This window comes from Pedococcus ginsenosidimutans (assembly GCF_039544395.1).
Taxonomy (GTDB): Bacteria; Actinomycetota; Actinomycetes; order Actinomycetales; family Dermatophilaceae; genus Pedococcus; species Pedococcus ginsenosidimutans.
In genome coordinates this window covers 706,559-729,776 of sequence record NZ_BAABLO010000004.1, presented here as the reverse complement: position 1 = coordinate 729,776, position 23,218 = coordinate 706,559, and the positions used below count along the sequence as shown (strand labels likewise).

General features: G+C 70.0%; 26 protein-coding genes. 12 read left to right on the top strand and 14 right to left on the bottom strand.

The window, feature by feature from the left end; all coding sequences use genetic code 11:
- Nucleotides 1-32: 32 nt before the first annotated feature.
- From ABEA42_RS08225 to ABEA42_RS08210, 4 genes are read left to right on the top strand one after another with little or no spacing between them, the layout of a single operon-like run.
- Nucleotides 33-959 carry an ABC transporter permease gene (locus tag ABEA42_RS08225; RefSeq protein WP_345502412.1) on the top strand — a complete coding sequence of 309 codons (927 nt, stop codon included), beginning with the start codon at nt 33-35 and terminating at the stop codon, nt 957-959.
- Nucleotides 952-1,887: an ABC transporter permease gene (locus ABEA42_RS08220; protein ID WP_345502410.1), complete on the top strand. Its 936-nt coding sequence runs from the start codon at nt 952-954 to the stop codon at nt 1,885-1,887. Before ABEA42_RS08225 ends, ABEA42_RS08220 begins: the two co-directional genes overlap by 8 nt.
- A gap of 17 nt (nt 1,888-1,904) precedes the next feature.
- Nucleotides 1,905-2,954 (top strand): ABC transporter ATP-binding protein, encoded by a 1,050-nt coding sequence (locus ABEA42_RS08215; RefSeq protein ID WP_345502408.1) that lies wholly within the window; start codon nt 1,905-1,907, stop codon nt 2,952-2,954.
- On the top strand, nt 2,947-3,996 hold the full coding sequence (locus ABEA42_RS08210) for an ABC transporter ATP-binding protein (protein ID WP_345502406.1): 1,050 nt from the start codon (nt 2,947-2,949) through the stop codon (nt 3,994-3,996). Before ABEA42_RS08215 ends, ABEA42_RS08210 begins: the two co-directional genes overlap by 8 nt.
- Before the next feature lie 63 nt (nt 3,997-4,059).
- Here ABEA42_RS08210 and ABEA42_RS08205 read toward each other — a convergent pair whose 3' ends face one another.
- Nucleotides 4,060-4,668 (bottom strand): hypothetical protein, encoded by a 609-nt coding sequence (locus tag ABEA42_RS08205; protein ID WP_345502405.1) that lies wholly within the window; start codon nt 4,666-4,668, stop codon nt 4,060-4,062.
- Nucleotides 4,665-5,198, bottom strand: a complete 534-nt coding sequence (locus ABEA42_RS08200) for an RNA polymerase sigma factor (RefSeq protein ID WP_345502403.1) — start codon at nt 5,196-5,198, stop codon at nt 4,665-4,667. Before ABEA42_RS08200 ends, ABEA42_RS08205 begins: the two co-directional genes overlap by 4 nt.
- A 244-nt stretch (nt 5,199-5,442) precedes the next feature.
- Between ABEA42_RS08200 and ABEA42_RS08195 the strand changes: the two genes are divergently transcribed.
- A complete protein-coding gene (locus ABEA42_RS08195; RefSeq protein ID WP_345502402.1) occupies nt 5,443-5,973 on the top strand; it encodes a hypothetical protein in 531 nt (176 codons plus the stop codon).
- Here the strand turns inward: ABEA42_RS08195 and rsgA are convergent.
- From rsgA to ABEA42_RS08180, 3 genes are read right to left on the bottom strand one after another with little or no spacing between them, the layout of a single operon-like run.
- Nucleotides 5,895-6,932, bottom strand: a complete 1,038-nt coding sequence (gene rsgA / locus ABEA42_RS08190) for a ribosome small subunit-dependent GTPase A (protein WP_345502401.1) — start codon at nt 6,930-6,932, stop codon at nt 5,895-5,897. The two genes, ABEA42_RS08195 and rsgA, sit on opposite strands and share 79 nt — an antisense overlap.
- Nucleotides 6,929-8,272: a 3-phosphoshikimate 1-carboxyvinyltransferase gene (gene aroA / locus ABEA42_RS08185; RefSeq protein ID WP_345502400.1), complete on the bottom strand. Its 1,344-nt coding sequence runs from the start codon at nt 8,270-8,272 to the stop codon at nt 6,929-6,931. The genes rsgA and aroA overlap by 4 nt, the downstream gene beginning before the upstream one ends.
- The gene (locus ABEA42_RS08180) at nt 8,259-8,798 is read right to left on the bottom strand and encodes a DoxX family protein (protein WP_345502399.1); all 540 of its coding nucleotides are present in this window, start codon (nt 8,796-8,798) and stop codon (nt 8,259-8,261) included. The genes aroA and ABEA42_RS08180 overlap by 14 nt, the downstream gene beginning before the upstream one ends.
- A 105-nt stretch (nt 8,799-8,903) precedes the next feature.
- On the opposite strand from ABEA42_RS08180, the gene ABEA42_RS08175 reads away from it, so the two are divergent.
- The 4 genes from ABEA42_RS08175 (at nt 8,904) to rsrA (ending at nt 11,631) form a co-directional block, all read left to right on the top strand.
- The gene (locus ABEA42_RS08175; protein ID WP_345502398.1) at nt 8,904-9,788 is read left to right on the top strand and encodes an SOS response-associated peptidase; all 885 of its coding nucleotides are present in this window, start codon (nt 8,904-8,906) and stop codon (nt 9,786-9,788) included.
- Nucleotides 9,785-10,441 (top strand): alpha/beta hydrolase family protein, encoded by a 657-nt coding sequence (locus tag ABEA42_RS08170; protein WP_345502397.1) that lies wholly within the window; start codon nt 9,785-9,787, stop codon nt 10,439-10,441. Before ABEA42_RS08175 ends, ABEA42_RS08170 begins: the two co-directional genes overlap by 4 nt.
- A gap of 282 nt (nt 10,442-10,723) precedes the next feature.
- Nucleotides 10,724-11,350, top strand: coding sequence for a sigma-70 family RNA polymerase sigma factor (locus ABEA42_RS08165; protein ID WP_425572032.1), 627 nt, complete (start codon nt 10,724-10,726; stop codon nt 11,348-11,350).
- Complete coding sequence (gene rsrA / locus ABEA42_RS08160; protein WP_345502396.1) at nt 11,350-11,631, top strand: mycothiol system anti-sigma-R factor; 282 nt, start codon at nt 11,350-11,352, stop codon at nt 11,629-11,631. The genes ABEA42_RS08165 and rsrA overlap by 1 nt, the downstream gene beginning before the upstream one ends.
- Nucleotides 11,632-11,713: 82 nt before the next feature.
- On the opposite strand, the gene ABEA42_RS18510 is transcribed toward rsrA, so the two are convergent.
- A complete protein-coding gene (locus tag ABEA42_RS18510; RefSeq protein ID WP_369791897.1) occupies nt 11,714-11,788 on the bottom strand; it encodes a 50S ribosomal protein bL37 in 75 nt (24 codons plus the stop codon).
- A 470-nt stretch (nt 11,789-12,258) separates the two neighbouring features.
- On the opposite strand from ABEA42_RS18510, the gene ABEA42_RS08155 reads away from it, so the two are divergent.
- On the top strand, nt 12,259-13,731 hold the full coding sequence (locus ABEA42_RS08155; RefSeq protein ID WP_345502394.1) for an HD-GYP domain-containing protein: 1,473 nt from the start codon (nt 12,259-12,261) through the stop codon (nt 13,729-13,731).
- Nucleotides 13,732-13,736: 5 nt separating this feature from the next.
- Nucleotides 13,737-15,035: an HD-GYP domain-containing protein gene (locus tag ABEA42_RS08150; RefSeq protein WP_345502624.1), complete on the top strand. Its 1,299-nt coding sequence runs from the start codon at nt 13,737-13,739 to the stop codon at nt 15,033-15,035.
- A 76-nt stretch (nt 15,036-15,111) separates the two neighbouring features.
- Here ABEA42_RS08150 and mctP read toward each other — a convergent pair whose 3' ends face one another.
- The 3 genes from mctP to ABEA42_RS08135 form a co-directional block, all read right to left on the bottom strand.
- Complete coding sequence (mctP, locus tag ABEA42_RS08145) at nt 15,112-16,788, bottom strand: monocarboxylate uptake permease MctP (RefSeq protein WP_345502392.1); 1,677 nt, start codon at nt 16,786-16,788, stop codon at nt 15,112-15,114.
- On the bottom strand, nt 16,785-17,078 hold the full coding sequence (locus ABEA42_RS08140) for a DUF3311 domain-containing protein (RefSeq protein WP_345502390.1): 294 nt from the start codon (nt 17,076-17,078) through the stop codon (nt 16,785-16,787). Before ABEA42_RS08140 ends, mctP begins: the two co-directional genes overlap by 4 nt.
- Before the next feature lie 165 nt (nt 17,079-17,243).
- Nucleotides 17,244-18,944 carry a hypothetical protein gene (locus tag ABEA42_RS08135; protein ID WP_345502388.1) on the bottom strand — a complete coding sequence of 567 codons (1,701 nt, stop codon included), beginning with the start codon at nt 18,942-18,944 and terminating at the stop codon, nt 17,244-17,246.
- Between the two features lie 315 nt (nt 18,945-19,259).
- Between ABEA42_RS08135 and ABEA42_RS08130 the strand changes: the two genes are divergently transcribed.
- The gene (locus tag ABEA42_RS08130; protein WP_345502387.1) at nt 19,260-19,427 is read left to right on the top strand and encodes a Flp family type IVb pilin; all 168 of its coding nucleotides are present in this window, start codon (nt 19,260-19,262) and stop codon (nt 19,425-19,427) included.
- Between the two features lie 90 nt (nt 19,428-19,517).
- On the opposite strand, the gene sodN is transcribed toward ABEA42_RS08130, so the two are convergent.
- From sodN to ABEA42_RS08105, 5 genes are read right to left on the bottom strand one after another with little or no spacing between them, the layout of a single operon-like run.
- A complete protein-coding gene (gene sodN / locus ABEA42_RS08125; RefSeq protein WP_345502385.1) occupies nt 19,518-19,916 on the bottom strand; it encodes a superoxide dismutase, Ni in 399 nt (132 codons plus the stop codon).
- 43 nt (nt 19,917-19,959) lie between these two features.
- On the bottom strand, nt 19,960-20,343 hold the full coding sequence (locus ABEA42_RS08120) for a S24/S26 family peptidase (protein ID WP_345502384.1): 384 nt from the start codon (nt 20,341-20,343) through the stop codon (nt 19,960-19,962).
- The gene (locus ABEA42_RS08115) at nt 20,343-21,140 is read right to left on the bottom strand and encodes an amino acid ABC transporter ATP-binding protein (RefSeq protein ID WP_345502383.1); all 798 of its coding nucleotides are present in this window, start codon (nt 21,138-21,140) and stop codon (nt 20,343-20,345) included. The genes ABEA42_RS08120 and ABEA42_RS08115 overlap by 1 nt, the downstream gene beginning before the upstream one ends.
- Nucleotides 21,140-22,102 carry an amino acid ABC transporter permease gene (locus ABEA42_RS08110; RefSeq protein WP_345502382.1) on the bottom strand — a complete coding sequence of 321 codons (963 nt, stop codon included), beginning with the start codon at nt 22,100-22,102 and terminating at the stop codon, nt 21,140-21,142. The genes ABEA42_RS08115 and ABEA42_RS08110 overlap by 1 nt, the downstream gene beginning before the upstream one ends.
- Nucleotides 22,103-22,135: 33 nt before the next feature.
- A complete protein-coding gene (locus tag ABEA42_RS08105) occupies nt 22,136-23,053 on the bottom strand; it encodes an ABC transporter substrate-binding protein (RefSeq protein ID WP_345502380.1) in 918 nt (305 codons plus the stop codon).
- Between the last annotated feature and the right edge of the window lie 165 nt (nt 23,054-23,218).

Below are 23,218 nucleotides of genomic sequence, written 5' to 3'. Positions count from 1 at the left end.
CACCCCGGTGGCGTCAAACCAGAGGAGGTGACGTGTACAAGTACATCCTGCGGCGATTGATCCAGATGATCCCGGTTCTGCTTGGCGCCACGTTCATCATTTTTGCCATGGTCTACGCGCTCCCGGGCGATCCCACGATCGGCCTCTGCGGTGAGCGCCCCTGCCCGGCGGCCTTCGTCGCCGAGTTCCGCGACAAGCACGGGCTCAACGACCCGCTGCACGTCCGCTACCTCACCTACATGGGCAACCTGCTTCAGGGCGACCTCGGCACGAACTTCCGTGACATCAAGGTCGTCGACGAGCTGGCGCAGCGCTACCCCGTGACGACGAAGCTCGCGGCCATGGCCATCATCTTCGAGACGGTCATCGGCATCATCGCCGGTGTCCTCGCCGGCATCCGCAAGGGCAAGTTCATCGACAACCTCGTCCTGGTGAGCACGCTCTTCGTCATCTCCGTGCCCGTCTTCGTCATCGGTGTCTCGCTCCAGTACACCTTCGGCCTGAAGTGGCCGATCTTTCCCGCGACCGTGGGCTCCGACGCGACCGTCTACCGGCTGATCCTGCCCGCCTTCGTGCTGGGCAGCGCATCGATCGCGTACGCCGCGCGACTGACCCGCACCAACCTGGTCGAGAACCTGCGCGCTGACTACCTGCGCACCGCCGTGGCCAAGGGCATGTCGCGTCCGCGCATGCTCGGCGTCCACGCCCTGCGCAACTCGCTCATCCCGGTCGTCACCTTCATCGGTGCCGACTTCGGCGGCCTGCTCGGTGGCGCCATCGTGACCGAGCGCATCTTCAACATCCAGGGCGTCGGTGGCTTCCTGTTCACCGGCATCCGCAACCGCGACCCGGTGAGTGTCGTGGGCACCGTGACCATCCTGGTGCTCGTCTTCCTTGTCGTGAACCTGCTCGTCGACCTCCTGTACGGCGTGCTCGACCCGAGGATCAGCCATGACTGAGGCATCGACCATTGCAGTAGGCGCCGAGGCCGGCGCCCCCACCGCCGGCGGCGGCGCCGACGAGGGACGCTCCCTCGCCTCCGACGCCTGGCGGCAGCTCAAGCGCAACCCCATCTTCTGGGTGTCGGTCACGCTCATCGTGCTGTTCATCGTGATGGCCGCGGTGCCGCAGCTGTTCACCAACGTCGACCCCAACGCCGCGGTGCTGAAGCAGGCGCGTGAGCGGCCCAACGCCAACGCGTGGTTCGGCCGCGACATCCAGGGCTACGACATCTACTCGCGCACGATCTATGGCGCCCGCGCCTCGATCCTCGTGGGTGTCCTCACCACCATCGTCACCGTGATCATCGGCGTCACCATGGGCGTGCTGGCCGGCTACTACGGCGGCTGGCTGGACTCGCTCGTCTCCCGCGTGACGGACATGTTCTTCGCGATCCCGCTGCTCCTCGGCGGCATCCTGTTCATGTCCACGTTCCCCAACGACGAGAACTCGCCCTACCTGGTCGTCGTCGGCAAGGTCGTGCTGGTCATGGCCGTGTTCGGCTGGCCGAGCATCGCCCGCCTCATGCGGTCCAGCGTGCTGCAGGTGAAACCGAACGACTACGTGCAGGCGGCCCGCGCCCTCGGGGCGAGCCCGTTCCGGATCATCCGGGCGCACGTCATGCCGAACGCCCTGGCGCCGGTCATCGTCGTGTCCACCATCAACCTCGGTGTCTTCATCACCGTCGAGGCCACGCTGAGCTTCCTCGGCATCGGCCTGACGCCCCCGGCCGTCTCGTGGGGTGTGGCGATCTCGGACGCGCTGGTGGCACTGCGGACGACCCCGCACATCCTGCTGTTCCCCAGCCTGTTCCTGTCCCTGGCGGTGCTGGCCTTCATCATGCTCGGTGACGCCGTGCGCGACGCCTTCGACCCGAAGTCACGCTGAGCAGGAGAGACTCACAGATGACGACTACTGAGACCACGAGCCGACGTCGCGCCAAAACCGCGACCGGCTCCGAGTACCACCCGCAGGACGGGCTGCTCCTCGAGGTGGACGACCTCCACGTCGAGTTCCACACCGCCGACGGCATCGCCCGCGCCATCAACGGCGTCAACTTCGACCTCTACGAGGGCGAGACGCTCGCCATCCTCGGTGAGTCGGGGTCGGGCAAGTCGGTGACCGCCCAGGCGATCATGGGCATCCTCGACGTGCCGCCGGCGGTGGTCCCCAAGGGCCAGATCCGCTACTGCGGGCAGGACCTGCTCACCATGCCGGCCGACCAGCGGCGGCGGACCCGCGGCCCGGAGATCTCGATGGTCTTCCAGGACGCGCTGTCCTCGCTCAACCCGGTGTTCCCGGTGGGCTGGCAGATCGCCGAGATGTTCCGGATCCACCGGGGCATGAACCGGTCCGACGCCCTCGAGCGTGCGGTCAAGCTCATGCAGCGGGTGCAGATCCCGGCGGCGAAGGAGCGGGTGAAGGCCTACCCGCACCAGTTCTCCGGCGGTATGCGCCAGCGCATCATGATCGCCATGGCGATCGCGCTCGACCCGGCGGTGCTCATCGCCGACGAGCCGACCACGGCCCTGGACGTCACCGTCCAGGCGCAGATCATGTCGCTCCTGCAGGAGCTGCAGGAGGAGCGCCAGATGGGGCTCATCCTCATCACCCACGACCTCGGTGTCGTGGCGGACGTGGCCGACAAGATCGCGGTCATGTACGCCGGCCGGATCGTCGAGCGGGCAGACGTCTACGACCTCTACCGCCAGCCCGCGCACCCCTACACCAAGGGTCTGCTCGAGTCGATCCCGCGCCTGGACCAGAAGGGCCAGCAGCTCGCGGCCATCGGCGGCCTGCCGCCGAACCTCATGCGCATCCCGTCGGGCTGTGCGTTCAACCCGCGCTGCAAGTTCGCCCAGGACGTCTGCCGTGAGGACCGACCCGCGCTGCGGCTCGTCGCCCCCGGCCGTGAGTCCGCCTGCCACTTTGCCGAGGAGGTCCTCAATGGCTGAGGCCATTCTGACCGCGACCGACCTGGTCAAGCACTACCCGATCAAGGGCGGCGTGCTGCGCCGCACGGTGGGTCACGTCAAGGCCGTCGACGGCGTCAGCTTCGAGCTCCTCAAGGGCGAGACGCTCGGCATCGTCGGTGAGTCCGGCTGTGGCAAGTCGACGCTGGGCCGCCTCCTCATGCGGCTGGAGGAGCCCACCTCGGGTTCGCTGGTCTTCGACGGCGTCGACATGTACGCCCAGCGCGGTCGTGCCATGCGCCGGCTTCGTCGTGACATCCAGATCGTGTTCCAGGACCCCTACACGTCGCTCAACCCGCGCAAGACGGTCGGCGACATCGTCGGGGAGCCGTTCGACATCCACCCGGACGTCGTGCCGAAGAAGGGCCGTCGCAAGGCGGTCCAGGACCTCCTCGACCTGGTGGGCCTGAACCCCGAGCACATCAACCGCTACCCGCACCAGTTCTCGGGTGGACAGCGCCAGCGCATCGGCATCGCCCGCGGCATCGCGCTCAACCCCAAGGTGCTGATCTGCGACGAGCCGGTCTCCGCGCTCGACGTGTCGGTGCAGGCGCAGGTCGTCAACCTCATGGAGAAGCTGCAGGACGAGCTCGGCCTGTCCTACATCTTCATCGCGCACGACCTGTCCGTGGTTCGCCACATCTCCGACCGGGTCGGCGTGATGTACCTCGGCAAGATGGCAGAGCTGGGGGAGGAGGACGACATCTACGGTCGCCCCACCCACCCCTACACCCAGGCCCTGCTGTCGGCCGTGCCGGTCCCGGACCCGACGCTGCGCGACAAGAAGGAGCAGATCGTCCTCAAGGGCGACGTCCCCTCGCCGGCCAACCCGCCGTCGGGCTGCCGCTTCCACACCCGGTGCTGGAAGGCACAGGACAAGTGCAAGACCGACATCCCGCTGCTGGAGATGCGTCCCGACGGCGTCGCCGCGCACCTGTCCGCCTGCCACTTCGCGCAGCCGCGCGAGATCATCGAGACCGTCGACGTCTCGGACCGGCAGGACGAGGTCGGCAACACCGTCTGACCACCCGCACCACCAGAACTGCGCCGCTCTCCCGTTGGGGGAGCGGCGCAGTCGCGTCCTGCCTCAGGACCCCGGCAGCCGGCGGTTGAGCGAGAACAGCCGCCCGAGCACGGGCATGAGGACGATGTTGAGGCCGTGCAGGATGCCGATGACGAGCAGGATGCCGCCCACCCGACCCACCTCGAAGGTCAGCTGCTCGGCGGTGACGCGTTCGGAGATCTCGTTGCCCCAGCCCTGTTGAGGTGCGAAGTGCACCGAGAACAGGATGTACGCGGCGAAGATCAGGTAGTAGACGATGTCCGTCAGCACGATGTAGCTCTTGCCGGTGAGCGGGTTGTCGTGGAAGACGTCGGCTGCGTACGCGCGGCCGAAGCGCTTGATGAAGGGGCCCAGCCACAGCGCGACCGCCAGCAGCACGGCGTTCGTGGCGACCTCCAGGATCCACCAGGGCATCTCGAGTCCGTCCTCTCCTCGGGGCGTGAGCGTGACCACCGCGACGACCGCCAGCGTCGCCCCGGCGGCCCAGAGCGCGACGAGGGTGCGCAACCGGCGCCGGCGGCGGGTGTCGTCGTGGATGCTTTCGACGACGCGCGAGAAGAGGTCGGGCGACGGAGTACGACTCCTGCCCTCGCCGGTGAGGGCCTCGTGCAGCCGGTCCTCGAGTGCGCTCATCGTCTCTCCTCGAGCTGGGCGGCCAGCGACCGCAGGCCGCGGGTCAGGTGCGTCTTGACGGAGTTGGGGGAGACCCCCAGCGTGGATGCGATCTCGTCGATGCCGAGCTCGAGGTAGTAGCGCAGCGCCACGCAGTCCCGTTGGCGCCGGGGCAGCGCCCGCAGGGCCTCGACCACCTCGCGCCGGGACTCCCGGACGGAGGCGGTCTCCTCCGCCGAGGGTTCGTCGGGGACGGCAGGTGGTCGGTGCCGCAGTGACACCAGACCGCGACGGTTGTGGTCACGCGCGAGGTTGATGACGATCGAGCGCAGGTAGGCCGCGGCGCGGTCCTCGTCGCGGATGCGGTGGCTCGAACGGGCGAGCCGGATGAACGCCTCCTGCACCAGGTCCTCTGCGGCCGTGCGGTCGTCGACGAAGAAGCGGGCGAGGGAGACCAGCCGTGCGGCCTCGGCCACGAACAGCGCGCCGACCAGGTCGGTGGCGGCGGGGGGTACCGCCTCCCGGACCCGGCCCGTCGTCACCACTTCCATCGGTCCCATCACCTCGACAGACGACTTCGTGGCGCTGGCGGGTGACGTCCGGGGCGGCGTCGTTCGCGTCGACCGGACCTGTCACCCGCCGGGCCGACACCTGCGTCTGTGTGGTGTCAGCACCTTCCGCCACAGCCAAGGAGACCCCATGGACCGCCCCAGCACCTCACCCCTATGGCGGAGCGCGCCATCCGGACTACCGAGGGCCGCGGCGCTGGGCGCTGTCCTCGGCGCCCTGTGGGGCGTGGCGGCACGGGTCTGGATGCGCCTCGTGTCGACCGTGCCCGAGTTCAGCTGGGCGGGCACGCTCGCGATCGTGGTGCTGAGCGCCGTGCTCGGGGCCGGGGTGGCGGTCTCGTCGGTCGCGCGGTCGCGGCACGGCTGGCGTCGGGTGGCGAGGCTCGCGGTGGTGCCCGGCATGGTCATGTTCGCGGGGCAGGGCCTGCCGTTCCTGCCGGCGTTCGTCGTCGGCGGCCTGCTGCTGCGCCGCAGGCACCCGATTGCCCGTCTCGCGACCCTCGTGGTGGTCGTCGGGCCGGCGGTGCTGCTGTGGTGGAGCGAGCGGCTCGACGAGTACACGATGCTGTCGGCGCCCTACCGGGTGCAGATCGGCCTGCTCCTCGGGATGCCTTTGCTGGCAACGGTTCTCGCGTTCGCAGGAGACCTGGTGTGGGGACGGCGCGTCGCCGTGGGCGGTCAGTCGGCCTCGCCCGAGCGGGCCCGCAGCAGCCTCCTCAGCGACTCGAGCCTCGAGGCCCCCGCGGGACCGGCCTGACCGGAGGCGACCCAGGCGTCGAGGGCGCACTCCTCCTCGTCGTGGCTGCAGCCCCGCGGGCACTGGGTGGTGCCCGCCTCGAGGTCCGGGAAGTGCTGGATGATCCGGCCGAGGTCGACGTGGGCGAGGCCGAACGAGCGCACGCCAGGGGTGTCGATGACCCAGCCCTCGTCGCCCGGCAGCCGCAGGGCGACCGCGGAGGACGAGGTGTGGCGGCCGCGGCCGGTGACGTCGTTGACGATGCCGGTGGCACGGTGGGCGTCGGGCACGAGGCCGTTGACCAGGGTCGACTTGCCCACGCCCGAGTGCCCGACGAAGACGCTGATCCTCCCGATCAGGCGCTCGGTCAGTGCCTCGAGGCCGTCGAACCCGGACTCGCCGGTGGAGGTCACCACGTGCGGGACGCCCAGCGGGGCATAGCTGCCGAGGAACTCGGTGGGGTCCTTGAGGTCGGCCTTGGTGAGGACGAGCAGCGGGTCGAGCCCGGCGTCGTACGCCGCGACGAGGCACCGGTCGATGAGCCGCGGGCGGGGCTCGGGGTTGGCGAGTGCGGAGACGATGACGAGCTGGTCGGCGTTGGCGACGATGACCCGCTCGACCGGGTCGGTGTCGTCGGCGCTGCGGCGCAGCACCGAACGCCGCGGGGTGAGCCGCACGATACGGGCCAGCCCGTCGGGGTTGCCGCTGGTGTCGCCGACGAGGTCGACGTCGTCACCGACGACGATCCCCTTGCGGCCGAGCTCGCGCGCCTTCATGGCGGTCACGAGCCGCTCGGGGGCTGCCTTGCGTCCCGGGCCGCGGGGGATCACCACGGTGTAGCGACCGCGGTCCACCGCGATGACGAAGCCGGAGACGGCGTCCTCGTGGGCCGGGCGGTCCTTGGAGCGCGGTCGTGAGCCCCGCCGGCTGGGACGGACCCGGACGTCGCTCTCGTCGTAGTCGGAGGCCTTGCGGCTCATGCAGTCACTGCGCCCGCTGCGCTCGTGCCCGGTGCCACCAACCCGTGCCACAGGTCGACGAACTCCGGCAGCGTCTTGGCCACCGTGGCTGCGTCCTCGACACGGAGCCCGGGGACCCCGAGGCCGAGGACGGCGCCGGCCATCACCATGCGGTGGTCGGCGTAGGTGTGGAAGAGCCCGGCCTGCATCGCCCTCGGCTCGATGCGCAGGCCGTCGTCGGTCTCGGTGACCGAGGTGCCGAGCGAGCCGAGCTCCCGCGCCAGCGCCGCGAGCCGGTCGGTCTCGTGGCCACGGATGTGGGCGACGCCGCGGATGACGGTGGGGGAGTCCGCGAGGGCGGCGACGGCCGCCACCACCGGGGTCAGCTCCGACGCGTCGTGGAGGTCGACGTCGATGCCGGACACCTGGCCGGTGCCGGTCACGGTGAGCCCCTCGCGGGTCAGGGAGACGTCGGCGCCCATGGCGTCGAGGATGTCGCGGATCGCGTCGCCCGCCTGGGTGGTGTGGTGCGGCCAGCCGGGCACCGTGACGCGCCCGGCGGTGACCAGCCCGGCCGCGAGGAAGGGCGCGGCGTTGGACAGGTCTGGCTCGACCTGGACGTCGAGCGCGTTGACCTCGGACGGTTCGACCCGCCAGGTGTCCGGCTCGCTGTCGTCGACCATGACTCCGGCGTCGCGCAGCGTCTCGACGGTCATCTCGATGTGGGGCTCGCTCGGGACGGGCTTGCCCCGGTGGTGGACGGTGACCCCCTCGTCGTAGCGGGCGCCCGCCAGCAGCAGGGCGGAGATGAACTGGGACGAGGCCGAGGCGTCGAGCGTGACCGTCCCGCCGCGCACGTGTCCGCGACCCCTGACGGTGAACGGCAGGGTGCCACGGCCGTCGTCGTCGAGGTCGACTCCGAGGGTTCGCAACGCGTCGAGGACGGGGCCCATCGGCCGCACCCGGGCCTGGGCGTCTCCGTCGAAGTCGACGGTGCCCGACGCCAGGGCGGCCACCGGCGGCAGGAAGCGCATCACGGTGCCCGCGAGCCCGCAGTCGACCGAGCCGCCGCCGCGCAGCGAGGCCGGCGTGACGAGCCAGTCCGGACGCGAGCCCTGGGCGGCCGTCGTGTCCTCGACGCCGGCTCCGAGCTGCCGCAGCGCCTGCGCCATCAGCAGCGTGTCACGCGACCGCAGCGGTCTGCGCAGGAGCGACGGGCCGTTGGCCAGGGCGGCCAGGACCAGGAAGCGGTTGGTCAGCGACTTGCTGCCGGGGAGGTGGACCTCGTCGTCGACGCGACCGTCGGCGACCGGGGTGTGCCAGTCGCCCTCCACGGGGTGTGCGGGATCAGGTGAGGGCATCGTGCGCCTGGGTCGCGACCAGCTTGGCCTCGCGGCGTGCGGCCTTGGCCGCGACCTTCGCCTCGCGCTTGGTGCGCTTTGCGGCGCGCTTCGCGGAGTCGGTCGCGAGGCCGGCGCGGTAGGCCAGGCCGGGCCTGCCCTCGGTGTCGACGCTCGCGAGCAGGAGCCCGCCGATGAGGCCCACGTTCTTGAGGAACCCGATGCGCTGCACGTTGCGCGTCGCCGGGTCGGTCTCCTCCCAGAACCGGTGTCCCACATAGGTGGTCGGCACCAGCGAGCCGACGAGCGCGAGGGCCGCGAGGCGCGGGACGCGTCCGGTGGCGAGCAGAGCCCCACCGCCGACCATGGTGGCGCCGTTGGCCCGCACGAGGAGCTCGGGGTCGTTCGGCAGGCCCAGCGGGGCGACCTGCTCGGCGAAGGGCGCGACCTTCGCCTTGAGCGCTGCCGGGTGCCGGAGCTGCTCGAGGCCCTGGACGACGAAGATCGCGGCCAGCATCGGTCGGGCCACGCGGCGGACGAGGGTCATGGTCACTCCTGTGGTGGCTGCGGGAAGTCGGTGCGCGAGGCGTTCGGCCTGCGCCTCCCTTCCTACCGTATGGCCGGGTCGGCGTCGCTGCGTACCCTGTCCACCATGTGCGGACGGTATGCGGCGACTGCCAACCCCGACGAGCTCGTGGAGGAGTTCGAGGTCGAGCAGGACCGCACCGCGGACCCGACGCGCACCGTCCTGAAGAACCCGCAGAGCCCTCCGGCCGGCACCCCCGACTGGAACCTCGCCCCCAGCAAGCTGGCCCCGGTCGTGCTGTCCCGGGTGCCCCGGGAGGCCAACCGCGAGCAGGCCGGCGGAGGGCAGGCCGACCACGGTGAGCTGCCGGCGTCCGGGGTGCGGCAGCTGCGCCTGCTCACCTGGGGGCTGGTGCCGAGTTGGGCCAAGGACGTCAAGGTCGGCATGCGCATGATCAACGCGCGGGCGGAGTCGGTGCTGGAGAAGGGCAGCTTCGCCAAGGCGGCCCGCTCACGCCGGTGCCTCGTCCCCGCGCAGGGCTGGTACGAGTGGCAGAAGTCGCCCGTCGCCGTCGACGCCAAGGGCAACCCGCGCAAGCAGCCGTTCTTCATCCACCGGGCCGATGACGACGTCGTGGCCTTCGCCGGCCTCTACGAGTTCTGGCGCGACCGTGACATCGCGGACCCCGACGACCCGCAGGCGTGGCTGACGACGTTCACCATCGTCACCACCGACGCCGACCCGGGGCTCGACCGCATCCACGACCGCCAGCCACTGGTCCTGGAGCGCGAGGACTGGGCCACCTGGCTCGACCCCACCATGACGGACCTCGACGAGGTGGGTCGCCTCCTCGCCTTCCACCGCCCCGGGCGGTTCGAGGCCCACCCCGTGGGCGCCGCGGTCTCCTCCAACCGCAGCAACGGCCCCCAGCTCGTGGAGCCGGCGGGGCTCGACGAGCTCGACGGGGTGGTCGACCCGATGACGGGGGAGATCGTCGGCGGCTCGTCGTGACGGCGGGTCTGCCCCGACCCACCCGGGTGCTGGACGTCCCGACGCCACAGGGCACTGCACGGGCCACCGTCCACCGTCCCCGCGGGGCGCGGGCGACCCTCGTCCTCGGCCACGGGGCGGGCGGCCAGGGCTGGACCGGCGACATCGTGTCCGTGACGCGCGAGATGACCGGGCTCGGCTGGGCGGTGGTCCTGGTCGACCAGCCCTGGCGGCTCAAGGGACTGAAGGTGGCGACCCGGCCGCCGACCCTGGACGAGGCGTGGGTGCCCGTGGTCCGGGCGCTCGTGACCGGCCCGGGGAAGCTGCCCGGCCCCCTGGTCGTCGGCGGTCGCAGCGCAGGTGCCCGCGTCGCCTGCCGGACGGCCGCAGCGGTGCACGCCGACGCGGTGCTGTGCCTGAGCTTCCCGCTGCACCCGCCCGGAGCGCCAGAGAGGTCTCGGGCCGACGAGCTGCGCCAGCCGCTGGCCGCGGGCCTGCCGCTGCACGTCGTGCAGGGGCTGCGTGACCCGTTCGGGACGCCGGAGGAGGTCAGGGCGGAGCTGCCCGCAGCCGACCTGGTGTCGGCGGTCAAGGGGACGCACAGCTTCGGGCGTGACCCGGTGGACGTGGTGGTGGCGGCACGCACCTTCCTGGAGCAGGTCGCCGGCCGCTGACGGCACTCAGCGCGGCCGGCAGGCGCCACCCGTACGGCGTCGTGGCCGCCGGTCGCAGGCGCGGCGCGCGGGAATGAGCCCGCGGCGGCGTCGGTTGACCCAAGGGAACCCCGTACCCCCAGCACAGGAGCCCCGCACGTGCAACTGCTGACCGCCTCGCCGCCGGAGGGCGGCACCACCGTGGCCCCGGTTCCGACCGGCGCGGCCAACGGGCGGGTCGCGCTCGGCCTGTCCGCCACGACCGACGAGCCGGACCGCGCCCGGCGCGGGCTAGGCTGGAGGGTGATGACTGAGACCCCTGCCCCCGACGCGACCGTCGACGTGGCCACCGAGTCGAGGGAAGACCGGCAGGCGCGCTTCGAGCGTGAGGCGATGCCCCTGCTCGACCAGCTCTACTCGGCCGCGCTGCGCACGACGCGCAACCCCGCCGACGCCGAGGACCTCGTGCAGGAGACCTACACCAAGGCCTTCGCCGCGTTCCACCAGTACCGTCCGGGGACCAACTTCAAGGCGTGGATGTACCGCATCCTCACCAACACCTACATCAACAGCTACCGCAAGAAGCAGCGCGAGCCGCTGCAGTCCGACGCCGCGGAGATCGAGGACTACCAGCTCGCCCGGGCCGAGTCGCACTCGTCCGCCGGGCTGCGCTCGGCCGAGACCGAGGCGCTGGACCACCTGCCGGACACCGAGGTGAAGCGGGCGCTGCAGGAGCTGCCGGAGGACTTCCGGATGGCGGTCTACCTCGCCGACGTCGAGGGGTTCGCCTACAAGGAGATCGCCGAGATCATGGACACGCCGATCGGCACCGTCATGTCCCGGCTGCACCGAGGCAGGAGGCAGCTGCGCGAGCTGCTGACCGAGTATGCCGCCGAGCGCGGCTTCGCGACCCAGGGAGCGGACTCATGATGTGTGGACCTGACTCAGGACAGGGCGACGCCGCCGGCACGGACTGCTCCGAGGTGCTGCACCGCGTCTACGAGTACCTCGACGGCGAGATGACCCGCGACGACACCGCAAAGATCGCCCACCACCTCGAGGCGTGCTCGCCGTGCCTCAAGCAGTACGACCTCGACCAGGCCCTCAAGGCGCTCGTGAAGCGCTCGTGCGCCTGCGAGGAGGCCCCGGTGGAGCTGCGGACGCAGATCATGGCCCGCATCACCACCATCCGCTACGAGATCTCCGAGTAGCGGCACCGCAGACCCCAGCACGCAGAGAGCGGCGGTCGGATCCATCGGATCCGGCCGCCGCTCTCGTGCGTCGTGCGCTGGCTCAGGCGTTGGGCTTGCGGCCGTGGTTGGCCGCGTTGCCCTTGCGCGAGCGGCGCTTGCGGGCGCGCTTGCTCATGGGAGTCACTCCGTCGCTGGTGGTGTGGCACAAAGATGCGCCCTGCCGGTGGCCATTGTCTCACAACTCGCGGGGTGCTCCCGGCGGGGGTGAAGCCAAAAGGCCCACTTAGCGCGTCAGAGGCGGCCATAGGTCGGAGAAGACCTTCAAGATTTGGCAAAGAACCCCCTGGTCCGCAAGCGGGCGAACCGGTGGGGGGCCATCATAGTCCTGCAACCCAGTAGCACCCCTGGCTACCCGGTGCATTGACCGCTCGATTGGTCCGAACGGATGAGTAGGACCTCATACGAGCAGAAGGAGTTTTCCGTCATGAAGGCTATCACCACCATCTTCGAGTCCATCCTCGGCAACGACGACTCCCTCGTCTGGACCCCCAACGACGGCCCGAGCGACTTCTCCGCCCAGCGCGCCTGGGGCTGGACCAGCTGAGCCTGCGCCTCACCGGCAACCCCGGGGCCTAGATTGGTGTCGTGAGCACCGAGAGTCCCGGGCCCCCCACCCGCGCGCGCCGCAGTGACGGCGCGACCGTGCTCTACGTGGCCTTCGCGGTCACGGTCGCGGTCGCCCTGGTCGTCGCCGGCGTCCTCACCTCGGGCCAGCCGCGCAGCTGGCTGGCGGTCGCGGTCCTGTCGGGTCTCGGCATCGCGAGCTGGATGCTCCGCGGCGCCAACGTGGGCGAGCGGGTCACCCTCTCGTTCCTCAGCATCATCCTCCTCGCGGCCGCCGTCATCGGTGGCCCCGTCGGGGCAGCAGTGGTCGGGGGACTGGCCACCGTCATCCAGGTCGATCCGGAGAAGCTGATCGTCCGGGTCTTCAACATCGCCCTCTTCAGCAGCATGGGTTCGCTCGGAGGGCTCGTCTACCGCGGAGTCGGCGGCCTCGACGACGCGTCCACCATGACCTCCGCGGGGCGGATCCTGATCGGCGTCGGTCTGCCGCTCATCGTCACCGACATCGCGCAGTGCATGCTCAACGCCCTCCTGCTCGCCGGGGTGCTGCGGGTCGCCACGGGCAGCCCGATCCGCACCCAGGTCTACAAGCTCCTGAGCACCACCGGCCTCGCCTACATCGGTTACGGCGTCATCGGCTTCCTCTTCGTCGTGCTGTGGATCCCCGCGCGCGTCGGTTGGTTCAGCGCGGTGCTCGTGCTCGCGCCCCTCTTCGTGGCGCGATGGGCGTTCGTCCAGTACGGCGACGAGTTCCGTGCCCACGAGAGCACCCTGCGCGCCCTGGTCACCGCCGTGGAGACCAAGGAGCCGCACAACGCCGGCCACAGCGAGCGCGTCGCCCAGCTGAGTGCCTGGCTCGTGGAGAGCCTTGGCCTGGGGCACAAGGAGATCCAGGACGTGCGCACCGCCGGGATGCTGCACGACGTCGGCAAGCTCGGCGTGCCGACCCGCCTGCTGCGGGCCCGTCGTGAGCTGACCGACGACGACCTCGTCACGATCGCCGACCACGCCCTCGCCGGCGTGCGGATGGTCCAGGACATCGACTTCCTCTCGGGCTCGGTCGACGGCATCGCCCACCACCACGAGCGTTTCGACGGGCTCGGGTACCCCGCGGGCCTCGCGGGTGAGCAGATCCCCTTCTCGGCCAGGGTCGTGGCCGTCGCCGACGTCTTCGACGGGCTGACCACCTCGCGCGCCTACCGACCGGCACTGACCGTGAGCGAGGCCCTCGACGTCATGAACCAGCGAGCCGGCACCCAGTTCGACCCCCTCGTCGTCGACGCCCTCGGCCGTGCCCTGACCCGCCACGAGTGGACGCCGACCGTCCGCAGCGACGAGGAGCTCATGGCGGCGGGCGTCGCGATCGACCACGACGAGCCCGAGACCTCCGACCTGCTGGCCAGCCGTCCCGACCTGCGCCGGCGGATCATGGGCGCCCCGGGGCGCTCGCTCGAGGCCGTGCCCGTCGTGCCGGTGGCGGAGGGGCTGTCGTGAGCAGGATGCACATCCGCCGGGTCGACCTCACGGTGCCCGTCGTGGTCGCCGGCCTCGTCACCACGCTCGCCGCCTTCTGGACCGCGGTCGACGACGTGCCGCACCTCGGTCGCGGCGACCTGGTCCACCTCAGCGTCTTCCTCGTGGCCATCGCCCTGGGGGAGACGGCGCGGCTGACCATCCTCACCGGCCGCGAGACCGCGCCGATGTCCACCGCGGCGGCGCTCGGCCTGTCTCTCTCCGCAGTGCGTGGTCCCGGTGACGAGCCCATGGGTGCAGCAGTCATCGTCTCCACGATCTGCCTCGGCATGGTCGCGGGCACCGTGTTCCTGCGCGTGGTCAACGGCAGCGTGCGCTGGGCCGACACGGCCGCCCGCATCGTCGGTGCGGCCGTCGCCCCGCTCATCTACCGCTACGCGACGTTCGACGGCCGGACGCTGCTGTCGTGGCAGGACACCTGGGACGACCAGCGCTGGTTCGTCGGGGTCGTCATGCTGCTCGTCGGCAGCGTGGCCATGCTCGTCGACCTCACCCTCGAGGCGGCGGTCCGGGCCGGTCGCGACCACGCGCCCCTGGTGCCCGCCGTCCTCGACGAGATCCGTTCGGCCGCAGGCCTGGCCACCGCCCTGGTCGCCTCGGGTGCGCTCATCGCCCTCGCGGAGTTCGCCATCGGGATCGCCGCGCTGCCGCTGTTCCTCTTCCCCCTGGTGCTCACCTACTTCGCCGTCCAGCGCTACGCCACCATCCGCATGACCTACCGCCAGACCATCGGTGCGCTCTCGAGCCTCACCGAGCTCGCGGGGTACACCGGCACCAACCACGCCCAGCGCGTCACCGACACCTCAGTCGCCGTCGGGCGCGACCTCGGCATGGGCCAGCGTGAGCTGACCGACCTCGAGTACGCCGCCTTGCTGCACGACCTGGGCCAGATCGCGCTGCGCGAACCGATCCCGCACGGGGCGACGGTGATGGCGGCGCCCGCGGACCAGCAGCGGATCGCCCACGACGGTGCCGAGATCGTCCGCAGCACCGGGGTGCTCGACAACGTCGCGACCATCCTGGAGGCGCAGACGACGCCGTACCGGCAGGTGCGCGAGTTCGGCCAGGAGCTGCCCATGGCCAGCCGAATCATCAAGGTGGCCAACGCCTACGACGACCTCATCGGACCCGAGGGCACGCGCGACGACCGGGCGATGGAGCGCATCCACCTCGGCCTCGGCTACGAGTACGACCCGCGCGTGGTGGACTCGCTGTCACGGGTGCTGGAGCGGCGCCGTCGCGCGGCTCCCTCGGGCTCGGCCTGACCGAGGACGACGAAGGGGCGGTGCCGGGACCTGGTCCCGGCACCGCCCCTCCTCGTGGACGTCGTACGGTGCCGCGCTACGGCGTACCGGTGGTGAGGTGCGCGTCCAGGGCGACGTTCTTCTCCACGCGGGGGTCGCCCGCGTCGGCGAAGTAGTCGCCCTTGATGGTCTCGTCGTGGCCGGCGTCGACCTTCATCGCGTTGAGCACGAACGACAGGACCGCGGCGATCACCAGGTTGATGACGAAGGCGGTCATGCCGATGTAGCCCATCTTGCCGATCGTCGGGATCATGTCCAGCGAGCCGCCGAAGTGGCCCTTGGTCGCCGGGTTGATGACGTTGTAGGCGGTGATGGTGCCGTAGACCATGCCGACGGCCCAGCCGGCGAGCAGCGCCCAGCGGTGGAACCACCGGGTGTACAGGCCGAACACGATCGCCGGGAACGTCTGCAGGATCCAGATGCCACCGAGCAGCTGGAAGTTGATGGCGTTCTGCTTGTCGAGCGTGAGCACGAAGATCAGGGCAAACGCCTTCACGAGCAGCGACACGAGCTTGCCGACCTTGGCCTCCTGCGCGTGCGAGGCGTCGGGCTTGAGGAAGTCGCGGTAGATGTTGCGGGTGAAGGTGTTGGCCGCCGCGATCGACATGATGGCCGCGGGGACCAGGGCGCCGATCGCCACGGCGGCGAACGCCACCCCGGCGAACCAGCTCGGGAACATGTCCTCGAACAGCTGGGGGATGACCAGCTGCGCGTTCGGCTTGCCGTCGAGGCCGATCGGCTTGGTGCCGGCGGCGATGGCCACCCAGCCGAGCAGGGCCAGCAGGCCGAGCACGAACGAGTAGGCGGGCAGGATCGAGGCGTTGCGCCGGATCGTGTTGCGGCTCGAGCTCGACAGGGTCGCCGTGATCGAGTGCGGGTACATGAACAGCGCGAGGGCCGAGCCGAACGCGAGGGTCGCGTAGGCCCAGTACTGCTGGGCGTTCGGGATGAACGCACCGGTCGGCTTGCCCGTGACGGGGCTGGTCTTGGCCATCTTCGCCTCGGCGGCGCCGAAGACGTGGTCCCAGCCGCCGACCTTGGACGGCAGGTAGATCACGGCGACGATGATGACGAGGTAGATCAGCGCGTCCTTGACGAACGCGATGACCGCCGGCGCCCGCAGGCCGCTGGAGTAGGTGTAGGCAGCGAGCAGGGCGAACGCGATGAACAGCGGCAGGTCCTTGGCGAGGGCGTTGCTCCCGCCGACGCCGGCCACCTCGAGGACGGCCTGGATGCCGACGAGCTGCAGCGCGATGTAGGGCATCGTCGCGAGGATGCCGGTGATCGACACCGCCAGCGCCAGCCCCCGCGACCCGTAGCGACCCTTGACGAAGTCGGCGGGGGTCACGTAGCCGTGCCGGTGGCTCACGGACCAGAGCCGGGCCATGAAGATGAAGATGATCGGGTAGAGCACGATCGTGTAGGGCACCGCGAAGAAGCCGCTGACGGCGCCGAGCGCGAACATCGCCGCGGGCACCGCGACGAACGTGTACGCCGTGTAGAGGTCACCGCCGAGCAGGAACCAGGTGACCCAGGTGCCGAACCGTCGGCCGCCCAGGCCCCACTCGTCGAGCGACTCCATCGAGTCGGCCCGGCGCCACCGGGTGGCCCAGAAGCCCATGCCGGTGACGAGCGCGAACAGCAGGATGAGGACGGTGAGGGCGACGCCGTTGACGCCGCCGGTGCCCGTCGCTGCGGGGACGAGGGTGCTCATCGGGTCTGCCCCTCACCGTGGGTGCCGGTGGTGCCGGCCATCGGGCGGTGCGGCCGGGCGCGCAGGACCAGCCGGTAGGCGGTGTACGTCATCGCCGAGCACAGGAAGACCCAGAGGAACTGGTACCAGATGAAGAACGGGAACCCCCAGAGGACGGGGTCCTTGCGGGAGTAGCTGCTCACCCACAACAGGGCGATCATCGGCAGGGCCAGCAGGACAGCGGCGACTGCCAGCAGGCCCTTGTTGGCGGGTGGGACGGTGTCGTGGTCGACTTCGCTGTCGATGCTCACCTTGGCCTCCAGATGAAGTGGTGGTGGCTGCGGGATGGCAGTCCGATGTGCACGGTACGCCCGACTCGTGGGTAACCGTGGGAGGTCACAGGCGTCACATGGGTAACAACGCAGAGTGGCCCCGGGCGGACCGAACCACCCGGGGCCACTCCCTTCAGACGGTCGTCACTGCGCGCGGCAGGGGTTGGCGAGGTCGCCGCTGTTGAAGTTGTTGTAGCGCGTGGTCGTCGTGGACCCGGCCACGGGGTAGACGGTCTTCAGGAGCGGGCCGTACTCGCTGGTCGACGTGCCACCGAACGTCCTGGTGGTGCCGGGGATGAAGCGCCCGCCCTCCTGCCAGGTGCACGTCCCGTTGGCCCGGGTCGTGGTGAAGATCGGGTAGAACTCGGCGCCGCGAGGCGGGTTGACGCAGTTGGCGCCGGTCGTGCGGTCGCAGAACGGTGCGCTGTCCTGGGAGTCCGCCGCCTCGATGCGTGGCAGGTCGGTCTCGAACGCCACCTTCGAGTAGTTGGCGCCACCGGTGGTCACCGGGCTGGTGAACAGCACCGGCGAGGGGTGCAGCGCCTGGTCGCGGGCGACGTCACGCAGCGTGCCCGGCCAGTCGTTGCGGTAGGACTGGCCGTCGAAGTCCTCGTCCGAGCTCAGGCACCCGTTGATCTTCACGAGCGTGGAGTCGGAGCCGGGGACGCAGAAGTTGTTGCCGTCGTCCTCGTCGAGGCCCGAGGCGTCCTGAGCGCCGGGCTTGGTGCAGTTGAAGTTGGCGTCGATGGCCAAACAGTTCTCGAAGTGGCCGATCTCGTCGGACATCGCCACGTTGTAGGTGTGGGCCGACCAGGTGTTGCCCCGCGGGTTGCCCGTGGAGTACTCAGGGTGGAAGGCGTACGGCGCTGCCTGGCACGTGCTCGACGTGGGCGTGTACAGGATGTGGCCGAAGCCGTTCGCCACGGACGCGGTCATCGAGCCGTGCTGGCCGCTGGTCAGGTCGGACAGGTCGATCCGCAGGCCCGCAGTCGTGTCGTGCATGTGGATCCGGATCCGGTCGCCGGGGTCCATGAACAGGTCCTTGCCGGCGTTCGGGGTCACCGCGCTGAGGTCCGGGTTGTCGAACGTGCCGGTGAACAGCGGGTTGGCCGGCGCCTGCGAGCGACCACTCCTGGTGATGTAGGCCCAGTTGATCGGCTCGACGCCCCCGAGGAGGTAGTTGTCGCAGGCCGACGTGTTGGCGACACCGGTGTTCTGGTTGCTGACGAAGCTGTCGATCGTCATGGCCGCGCAGTATTGGTGGGCGGTGCAGCCGAAGCCCTCGAACTGGGGCACGTAGCCGGGGCCGTAGAACTGCAGCTCCATGTAGGCGTTGCCCGGGTGCTTGCCGATGTAGTCGGCCGCGGAGGGGTTGGTGCCGACGAGGTTGTTGGCGTCGGAGTCCGGAGTGCACGTCTTGGTGTACTCGGGCGCGGACTCGGTGTCGCACAACGTCAGGCCGAACCAGAAGGTGGGGCGCAGCTGGAAGTTCCAGGTGGACCCGGAAGCCCCGGAGGCGGTCGGCCTGGTCTTCGGCTCCCGGGGGAGGGTCATGGTGTAGGTGATGTCGTTGCCGGATCCGCGCACCCCGGACTTGAACAGCACCGAGGGCTCGTCGTGGCCGACGTACTCGTCGGCGGGGTTGTCGTAGGAGTCGGCGCACAGGGACGAGCGGGCCTGGCAGACGGGCTCGTGGTAGCCGGAGGTCGAGCTGGTCGAGCCGGCCGTCCGGGTGGAGGTGCTGACGTGCGCCGTGACGCCGAGGGCTGCCACCGCGGGCAGCATCGGCGCTGAGAGGCCCAGCAGGGTGGCTGTGCCGAGGGCGAGGAAGGTAGGTCGTTTCACGAGCGTGCCCCTTGTGGCGTGCTGGCAGCCTGGGCCGAGCCGTGCTGGGCGCTGTGTGCAGCCCCGTCCGCCCCCCTTCGCAGACCCAGGGTGTGCCGTGGATCCCGATACTTCGTGCAGACGGCGGGGGTGCGGACGACCGACGTCATGTCGCATGCAACAACCGAAAACTCTACGCCGACGTCGCAAGCACCGACAAGGAACGGGTCACCCCTTCGTGCAGAAGGTCTGCCGCAACAGGGGATGGGTGGGGGTCGGCTGACCTGCGAGGATCCAGCCGCAGCACCACATCCACGCAGGAGTCAGGGGATCCCAATGAGCAGGCACATCGCGAAGTTCCGGGCGAAGATGGACGAACAGGGCGCCACCGCCGTCGAGTACGGCCTCATGGTCGCCCTCATCGCCATCGTCATCATCGTCGCCGTCGCACTCCTGGGCGGCAACCTGTCCGGCCTGTTCAACCAGGTCGCCGGCAGCGTCTGATCGGTCTCGTTCGGCGGCTTCCGCAGGACGGCACGCGAAGGCGCCCGCCCCGGTATTCCGGGACGGGCGCCTTCGTGCGTGCTGGAGGACCTAGGCGGCCTTGGTCTCCTTGAAGATCGCGTCGATCTCGTCGATCTTGGCGAGCAGCTCGTCGGCCTTGCCGGCGTCGAGCTCGCCCTTGGTGCCAGTGGCGCCGGCCAGCTTGGTGGCCTCGTTGAAGAGGGTGTGCAGCTGGGGGTACTTCTCGAAGTGCGGAGCCTTGAAGTAGTCGGTCCACAGCACCCACAGGTGGTGCTTGACCAGCTCGGAGCGCTGCTCCTTGATGAGGATCGCACGGGTGCGGAAGTCGGGGTCGTTGTTGTCGGCCACCTTGGCGATGATCGCCTTGATGGACTGCGCCTCGATGCGGGCCTGTGCGGGGTCGTACACACCGCAGGGCAGGTCGCAGTGGGCGCTGACCTCGGTGGTGCGGAAGATGCGGGAGAGCATGCGTATCCCTTCTGCGAGATGGGTGATCACGTGCTCGCTCAACCTACCCCGCGTCCGCCTCGGGTGCACGACGCCCCCTGCGCGAGCCCGGGAGGCGCAGCCGCTGGGGGATCCGGAAGAGCACCAGGGCGCGGATCTGGTCGCGCGCGAGGGAGCCGATGCCGTGCGTCCACGAGTCCGCGACCCCGAGCAGGCCCTGGTTGTCGCTCTCGACCCAGTACCGGGTGCGATCCGCGGGGTCGCGCATGGTCACGCGCTTGATGGCGAGCGGGCGGGGTACGCCGTCGTCGTCCGGTGGGAGCCGCACGATGGCGAGGCCGCCCACGCGCGGGGGAGCGCCGTGGAGCACGACCATCCGGTCGCCGGTGTGCAGGGTCGGCTCCATCGAGCGTCCCCGGACCACGACGACCCCGAGGCCGACCGCCATCAGTGCTGCTCCTCCTGGCGCATCCGGCTGAGGAACGTCTTGGTGCGCTGGTGCTGGGGGTTGTCGATGACCTCGGACGGGGGTCCCTGCTCGACCACGACGCCGCCGTCCATGAAGACGACCCGGTCGGCCACCTCACGGGCGAAGCCCATCTCGTGGGTCACGACGATCATCGTCATGCCGTTCTTGGCGAGGTCACGCATGACGCGCAGCACCTCGCCGACGAGCTCGGGGTCGAGCGCGGAGGTGGGCTCGTCGAAGAGCATGAGCTTGGGTTCCATCGCCAGCGCGCGCGCGATCGCGACGCGCTGCTGCTGGCCGCCGGAGAGCTGGGCGGGGTAGGCCTGGCACTTGTCGGCGAGGCCGACGCTGCCGAGCAGCTCGAGCGCCCGCTCCTTGACCTGCGACTTGCGGCCGCCCTTGACCTGGATCGGCGCCTCCATGACGTTCTGGATGGCGGTCATGTGGGGGAACAGGTTGAAACGCTGGAACACCATGCCGATGTCGCGGCGCTGGGCCGCCACCTGCCGGTCGGTGAGGTGGTGCAGGGTGCCACCGCGGTCGTCGAAGCCCATGAGGTCGCCGTCGACCCAGATGCGGCCGCCGTCGATGGTCTCCAGCTGGTTGATGCAGCGCAGGAACGTCGTCTTTCCTGAGCCCGAGGGCCCGAGCAGGCAGACGACCTCGCCCTTGCGGACGTCCATGTCGATGCCCTTGAGGACCTCGTTGCCGTGGAAGGCCTTGGTGACGTTGACCGCGTGGACCAGCGGCTGGGTGGTGTCGGTGGTCGTGGTCATCAGGCGCCTCCCGCCCCGCCCTTGAGCGCCAACATCCGCGCCCGGATGCCGCCGGGCCCGCTCGAGGTGGTGCCGAAGCCGCGGCCGAAGCGCTTCTCCAGGAAGGACTGGCCGACCATGAGGACGCTGCACACGATGAGGTACCACGCGGTGGCGGCGACGTAGGTCGGCATGATCTTCAGCGTCCGGGAGCCGATGACCGACACCTGGTAGAAGAGCTCGGTGTTGACCGGGAGGGCGATGAGCAGCGACGTGTCCTTCACCATGGCGATGGTCTCGTTGCCGGTCGGCGGGATGATGACGCGCATCGCCTGCGGGAGGACCACCCGGCGCATCGTCTTGCCCGACGACATGCCGAGGGCCTGCGCGGCCTCGCGCTGGCCCACGTCGACGGACTGGATGCCCGAGCGGGCGATCTCGGCCATGTAGGCGGCCTCGGAGAGGCCCAGCCCGATGACGCCCATGGCCAGGGTGCTGCTGAACTGGTTGACGTCGAGGGTGAGGAACGTCAGGTCGCTCGACAGCCCGAGTGCCTTGGCGATCTGCTGCCCGAAGGGCGCCCCGATGTCGAAGGTGCTGTAGAGGTAGCCCAGGCCGGTGCCGAGGATCGTCAGGAGCACGTAGCGGGGGATGGCCCGGAAGAACCACGTGTAGACGAAGGAGACCCCTCGCAGGACGGGGTTGGTCGAGAGCCGCATGATGCCGACGACGACCCCGACCACGACGCCGATGACCATCGAGCCCACCGTGCCGACGATGGTGCCGATCATCAGGCCGCGCAGGACCGGGTTGAAGTTCATCACCCTCAGCGCGAACGGGAAGTCCCAGCGCGGGTTGGTGACGAACGAGCTGACCATCATGGCCACGAGGATGGCGATGACCGCGATCGCCACCCACCGGCCCGGGTGGGGGACCGGCCGCGCGGAGATGCGGCCCGGCCGGTCCTGGGTGCCTTCAGACATGTGTGCCTCGGATCAGGAGGTGCGCGGCGCCGGTCAGGGGTTGACGGCGAAGTCGGTGATGGCGCCGGTGTCGTTGCCCCACTTGGTCAGGATGGCCTTGTAGCTGCCGTCCGTGCCCATCGCCTTGAGGGCGTCGGCGATCGCCTGGGCGAAGTCGGTCTGGTCCTTGGGGACGACGAAGCCGTAGGGCGCGGCGTCGTAGATGTCGCCGAGCGCCTCGAGCTGGCCACCGGTCTGCTTCACGGCGTAGAGACCGACGGGGGAGTCGGCGAGCATCGCGTCCGACTTGCCGGAGATGACGCTCGCGGTGACCTTGCTCTGGTCGGCGTCGATGATCTGCTTGATCGCCGGCTTGCCCGCGGCGGTGCACTTCTTGGAGCGGGCGGTGAGGTCGTCGATCTGCACGGTGCCCTTCTGGACGCCGATGTTGAGGCCACAGGCGTTGTCGGGGTCGACCTTCTTGGGGTTCCCCTTCTTGACCGCCCACTGCGTGCCGGCGTTGAAGTAGCTCACCATGTTGACGCTCTTCTTGCGCTCGTCGTTGATGGTGAACGAGGAGACCCCGACGTCGTACTTGCCCGACTTCACCCCGAGGATGATCGTGTCGAAACCGGCGTTCTGGAACTCGGCCTTGAGGCCGAGCTTGGCCGCGACGGCGTTGAACAGGTCGACGTCCATCCCGACGACCGTCTTGCCGTCGGTGTCGATGAACTCGTTGGGCGCGTAGGAGGCGTCCGACCCGACGACGATCTTGCCGGCGTCCTTGATCTTCTGCGGGACCTTGGCGGCGAGGGCGGGGTCGACCGTCTGGCTGCTCGAGGAGCTGGAGCTCGAGGAGCTCGACGGGGTGCTGTTGCTGTCGAGGCTGTCCGAGCCGCACGCGGAGAGGGCCAGGCCCGCGGTGGCGAGCCCGGCGACGAGGACGGCGGTGGGACGGAGACGCTGGGTCATACGAGGTGGGTCCTTCCTCAGGTGGTGCTTCGTGTGTCGGCGAGGGCGCCGTCAGGCTTGGTCGGCATCCTGCCACCTGACGACGCGATCCGTGTCACAGTCCCGTCACAAGGGTGTCCGGCGCCAGGGCCATATGTCACCATGAACTCGCGGGTAACCCCCGCG